At 58.7% G+C, this 5430-nt stretch carries 6 protein-coding genes; 4 read left to right on the top strand and 2 right to left on the bottom strand.

What is annotated here, in order from left to right:
- The 4 genes from FXV83_RS44495 to FXV83_RS35720 form a co-directional block, all read left to right on the top strand.
- The coding region (locus tag FXV83_RS44495) for an ATP-binding protein (protein WP_235940441.1) at positions 1-174 on the top strand (174 nt) is incomplete at its 5' end.
- 731 nt (positions 175-905) lie between these two features.
- Complete coding sequence (locus tag FXV83_RS35740) at positions 906-1316, top strand: hypothetical protein (RefSeq protein WP_148744237.1); 411 nt, start codon at positions 906-908, stop codon at positions 1314-1316.
- Between the two features lie 1135 nt (positions 1317-2451).
- Positions 2452-3174, top strand: coding sequence for a ParB N-terminal domain-containing protein (locus FXV83_RS35725; RefSeq protein WP_148744234.1), 723 nt, complete (start codon positions 2452-2454; stop codon positions 3172-3174).
- The gene (locus FXV83_RS35720) at positions 3171-3413 is read left to right on the top strand and encodes a hypothetical protein (protein ID WP_148744233.1); all 243 of its coding nucleotides are present in this window, start codon (positions 3171-3173) and stop codon (positions 3411-3413) included. Before FXV83_RS35725 ends, FXV83_RS35720 begins: the two co-directional genes overlap by 4 nt.
- A 925-nt stretch (positions 3414-4338) precedes the next feature.
- Here the strand turns inward: FXV83_RS35720 and FXV83_RS35715 are convergent.
- Together FXV83_RS35715 and FXV83_RS43250 are read right to left on the bottom strand one after the other, a co-directional pair.
- Positions 4339-4575 (bottom strand): hypothetical protein, encoded by a 237-nt coding sequence (locus FXV83_RS35715; RefSeq protein WP_148744232.1) that lies wholly within the window; start codon positions 4573-4575, stop codon positions 4339-4341.
- 169 nt (positions 4576-4744) lie between these two features.
- Positions 4745-4894: a hypothetical protein gene (locus tag FXV83_RS43250; protein WP_187436401.1), complete on the bottom strand. Its 150-nt coding sequence runs from the start codon at positions 4892-4894 to the stop codon at positions 4745-4747.
- Positions 4895-5430: the final 536 nt, after the last annotated feature.

The following is a 5430-nucleotide window of genomic DNA, read 5'->3' as shown; positions in this document are numbered from 1 at the left end:
TCTGTCGTGTTCGGCGACCCTGCTATGACGCTCGCCGCTATCGATCGCCTCGTTCACCACGCCACCATCGTCGAGATGAACGTCGAAAGCTATCGCAGGCGCACCGCGCTCGAACGGAAGCGTGGTCCAGGGCGACCACCCTCGCACGCGACACCAAAAACACTCGCTGATTGACGCTCCGCGACAATCAGAGCGAACAAAACTCTTGCGCACGACAATCATCGCGGCAATCATCACCTCGCCGCGACACCGACTCGCCATCCTGATTGTCGCGCGCTTCCCATCCAGATTGTCGCGCTATAGGCAAGCGCCGGGCGGAAGAGATCGACACGCGCGGCGAGGCTTCGGTGCATTCGCATTTGGTCAAAAACCTCGTGCAGCGGTTCGATCGCTTGGCGCTTGTGCTCCTCCGTGATAGATCTTGACCTTGCTGCGACATCTCCGGGCTTCCCCGAGCCTGCTACCGCAGCCATTCGGCCACTTGCAACCTTTTGCAAGCCGTCGCATTATTTCCAGCCCATTTTTTGAGAGGGATCAATCCAATGAACGTCCGCACCCTTACTCCATTCATTGCTCTTAGTGTGCTTGGTGTCCTTAGCTTCGCTTCGACCACGACCCCAGTTCCAGCCGCGGAGCTCGCGCTTGCTCCGGCGCATCATCGAGCGGCCGACGTCCGAACCGGTTACGTGTTTTGGGATGATGTTTACCCGCCTGCGATCTATGGCCCCAATCTTCGCTCTGTCGAGGAAGTCGCGGCGCTTAAGGCGGAAGCGCGGCCCGTGTCGCAACGCTGGTGGGGGTATTGGTACGCTCGGTGAGAGTCAAAGCCGTTTAGCTAGCGGCTGCGTTCCACTATAAGCCGCCGCACTGGGCAGCCGGTGGCGGCGGTTTTGCTTGAGGTCGACTTGAGCAGATCCAACGATGACGATCGGATGAGCGGCCGCATGAAAATCAAAACGGGCGCTGCGAGCCTTTGCTTTTTCGCTGGCTGCTGGCTACAAGCGTATGCTGCGACCGCCGGCGAATGCGTTTACCGCGCGGAACGTTTCGTACTGCTTTCCGACATCGTGTATTGGACTATTTCAATTCCCTCCGGGACCGAATGCCTGCAGGGCCTGCGCGGCAGAACACAGCTTTTGGACGAAGTCAAACTGGTGGAGGCGCCGAGTGCCGGCATCGTGACGATCGCCGGCCCGTCGTTTCGCTACCAAGCCCCCACAAGCCCAGGAACTGACCGATTTCGAATTGCAGTGTCGGGCGAAAACCGCAGGCAGCACGGATCATCGGTCATCATAGTGGAAGTGACTGTCAGGTAGAGCCGTGTCGCTGAGCGGCGAACTTCCGATACGGGATCACAGCCCCTTTGTTGCACTGGATAGCTCGATAACGGTGTTGTGGAGCCCGCGAGCGAGTAAAACTTCGCCCTCACGGAAGGCTGCTGCTTTTTGCCTGGAAGGCCGCTACTTCGCCTGAGCTCCTCGATCCCAGGGCCGCTTGCCATCCGCGCCCCTGTCCCAAGGGCGCGCTGTTGGGGCGTTCTTCTCCTCCGAGGCCGCCTGCGCGCGATCGGCCTGCACTCGTTCGCGATCGGTCAATGGCGCCTTCGGAGCTGGCGGTTCGCTCTGCGCGAGTGCCGGTGTCGTGATGAGCAGTGAAATGAGGAGTATTTTTTTCATTCCCGGCTGTAACACAGCGGCCGCGGGCTGTCTGATCTATTCGCAGCCCTTCAGGATGAAACGATCTGTTTTGCCTGGCGTATCCCTGAATGGTGGATGACCGTATGACCGAGTTTTGCATCAGCGCAAAAGCTTCGCTCGTTGTCTCGCGGGTACATACGCGGTGCGGCCCAAAGGGTCACAAACCCGAGCCGCTAACTGGGCAGTAAAGGTGCAGGAAGGCCAGGATTTGCGTGCTTAGGACAAGCTACCTCTGATCTTCGTTGCTGGTACCGGTGCCCGGACTACCGATTGGTAAGCCGTTGGCGGCATGACCCACGCCAGTGTTTCGCTCAGCCTGTGCAGAAGCCGGCGACGTTCCGTTTGGCGTCGGGGGCTGGACGTTCGGATTGTTCTGCGATGCATTGCTGTGGCTAGCGCCAATCGTGGTGTCCTGCGTTCCCATGCCTGAGGGAGCTGAGGCTCCGGAATTAGTGGTGCTCGACGAGGTGCCTGTGCCAACGCTAGAGCTCGCCGCCGATCCCGCGCTGCCTCCGGCTCCTCCGCCTGCACCGGCAGCACCGGCACCACCGCCGCCTCCTTGCGCGAAGGCCGGTGAGGACAAAGCAATGCATGCGAGTGCCACGATGGCGGATTTTCTGATCATGGATGTTCTCCCTGAGTTTGAACAGCAATCACGACAGACGCAGGAAGTTCCTTTCGCTGCCGCGACCCGAATTCCCTGCGAACAGGGAATTTTACAGGGAAAGCGCGCCCGCGGTGGGGCCGCTATCCCATGAAAAATGCGAAGATGTGCCTTGAAATCCCATGCATCAGGGCGCGATCCGCCAAATGCGAACAGGGAATTTGTCATCTGCTGAACAGGGAATTTGCGCGCAGACGGCCGGGGGAAACAGACGATGCAGAGGAAACAGACGATGCGCGGGCAACGGATCAACAACGGCTGCCGAATGCCGCGGCGCGAATAGCGGCGCAAGCAATCGTCCTGTGGATAACCGCTGATGCAGGGTCGGTATCCGCGCGCTGGGATGAATCGTTAACCTTGGCCGAATTTAGTTGGCAGCGGGACTCTCTTAGCTCTTGCCAAGGCGAACCGATGCAACATCGCGATGTACGGACCAACGGTTATCCGCTGCGACATGACCTCACGCCGGTCCATGTGCGGATCGAGGAGCTCAAACCGCTGGGCCAGCAGACGCGCCGGCACCCGAAGCTCCAGATTACCAAGCTCGCGGCGAGCCTGCAGGAGTTCGGATTCGTTCTTCCCATTGCCGTTGATGCCGAGCGAAGGGTGGTGTCCGGCTGGGCGCTGGTCGCAGCTCGGTCGCGGCGAGGTGCCGGTCGTCACCTTGCACGATCTCAGCGAGGTGCAGCTCCGGATGCTGCGACTTGCGCTCAACCGCTTGAGCGAGGACGCCCCTCTGGCTTTTGGATCAGCATCGTCTCATCTGCGCCGATGCGCTTCAAGCGGACAGCTATGGTCGGCGTGCCCGCATGATCTTCGCCGATGCGCTCTACAACGTGCCGATCGATGGCCAAGCCTCCGGCTTGGGCAAGACCAAATACGCCAACTTTGCCATCCGTCCGGAGAAATGTCGGCGGCCGAGTTCGACTCGTTCTTGGCCACATTCTGTGCGCGCCCCTGTGAGCGCGCGACACGAGATCGGATCTGTGATCAAACCCAATCAGAAGCCGTACTCGCTCTCGATCGGGATTGATTCCAGAACCAAGAAATAGTCACGGTCATTTGCTCCTCTGCCGCCTATAAAACGCACGACCGATTTGCACGACCTCTCGCAAATTCAATAAAATGGACGGGTCGGTCGGCGGCACGCGCAGTGGTAAGAGCGCGTTGAGGCACCTGGACCGGAAATTGTCGGCAGCGTGCTCGGTTCACGCGCTCGCGCGGTGGCGGACGACGATGCACAGTATGACCAGCGCGTTTCTCCACGCCTTGCTCAAACCGTTGGATCAAACACAGCACCAGAGTTCGTGGAACGGCCTGCTCTAGCCTGTGATTTTCGCTGATGACGCTACCAGGCAGGCCGTGTCGCTTGATGCGTGGACGCTTTCGCTTTCGCCGTGCTAACCGCCGCAGCAGTAGTCCCCTCCCACTTTGGTATGGCGCTCTAGTTTTCCGCTCTGCCTCGCGCATCCAGGGGCGAAGGGCTTTCCAATTCGGAGCGTTGAGAAGTGAGCCATTCCAGCAGCGCAGTGGCATCGACGGTGTTCACGCATATTGCAGAAGCTTTCGCTCCGACCCGCGAAAGCTCGGGGCATGGTCCGGTGCTGGACCAATCGGAAAATGATTCAATCGCGACTCAAGTGCGGCGAGGTCGTTGCCGCATTTACTTATGTGAACCGTTTGTCGCTTCAGCCGAAAGGTTAATGACTGCGGAAGGATTTCAGGGCCTCGCGGCGACGACAGGCCGCCCAGGCTCATGCGGAGTGAATGCAGTTTAACGGCGCCCCACCGCACCAAATCCAAACCGGTCGGCGTCAGCATCTCGGCCATGCGCGATGAACCGCGCGACGTCTGGATTCCATGCGCAATGGGATGAGGCGAAGGCGGCACAGCGGCGGTTGAGGGAGCTATGCTCAAAATCGTTATGCGCGCGGGGTGGATAAGGAAGACAAGCCGACCGCCTAGCCTCTTTCCGCATCAGCCGCGCTTCTTCTGAGAGGACGGCTTAAATTCCACGACCTCGTGCTGGTCGCTGGAATCCGAGTGCTCTTTCTGTTTTACGATTACCTCAAGCTCAAGAGCTTCGAAGGCGAGTTCATCCGCCAAGCGTTGAAAGAGCGCGCGCTTTTCGGCATCAGTCGCCATCTGACTCATAACGGCAAAGTCTCTGGCGTCCGCGCGGAGCTTCTCCAATCGTCGCCTGAGGTCCTTCATGTCGTCCCGGCTCAGGTTCTAAACTCATCCTCGACGCAAACAATAACCTTGCTTTCCGGGATGGCGCATGAGTCATCTACGGAATAGGATATTGGTTCTTTCCTAACTGTTAGTTAGCCGCCTATTCACCGTGCGGTGTATTGTCAGCAAGCCTGAGGAAGCGGCGGCTCTAATGCAACACTTGGGTTGCCTCTGCTAGCCGGACCTTCTCTCTCAGCTCCTCGAGATCCTCGATCGCATCGAGTAGTTGCACCAGATCGCGGGCGACATGTGCCAAGTTGAGCTTTCGACGTTTGAAAACTCGATTTTTTTGTTCCATTGCTACACGTCTCCTCGCAACGAAAATCACTGTCCGACCGATTGGCAAGGAGCGTGCCATCTGAGCGTCCGCGGAGAGCTCCGGTGATGAGAACGCCAGTCGCGCTCCCGCTCCAGTCTAACAGGGAAGAAGAGCGCCAAGAGACGCCGGTTGCATTCCCGTACATTCGAGGACGATTGTCTCTCGCCCCCGCAATCTGCGAACGAGTGGCTGCTGGCGATTGACGTTGCAGAAATATCCTGGGAGATCCAGCGCTACCNNCAATCAGAACGGTCCAGAACGCGTTGAGCAGGCAGATTGATCCAATACCGCCTTTGAAATCGAGGAGCGCCTCGCGTCTTATGGCTTCGACCAGCAGTCGGCCATTTTGAGGACCTGTTGAACGCCGAACGGGCCAGGAGATTGCTGCTTCTCAAAGAAATCAAAAGCCACCGAGCCTTTTGGTGCGCAAGGCAAGTCTACATGGCCCGGCGATCCTACTTGGCCCGGCGATCAGACGCGTTGAAAACAGTTAATACCTAGACGATCGATTCCAT

Origin of the sequence: Bradyrhizobium hipponense (assembly GCF_008123965.1) — a bacterium.
GTDB classification, from domain to species: Bacteria; Pseudomonadota; Alphaproteobacteria; order Rhizobiales; family Xanthobacteraceae; genus Bradyrhizobium; species Bradyrhizobium hipponense.
The sequence above is the reverse complement of the archived record's forward strand: the minus strand, read 5'-3'. Positions and strand labels throughout refer to the sequence as shown.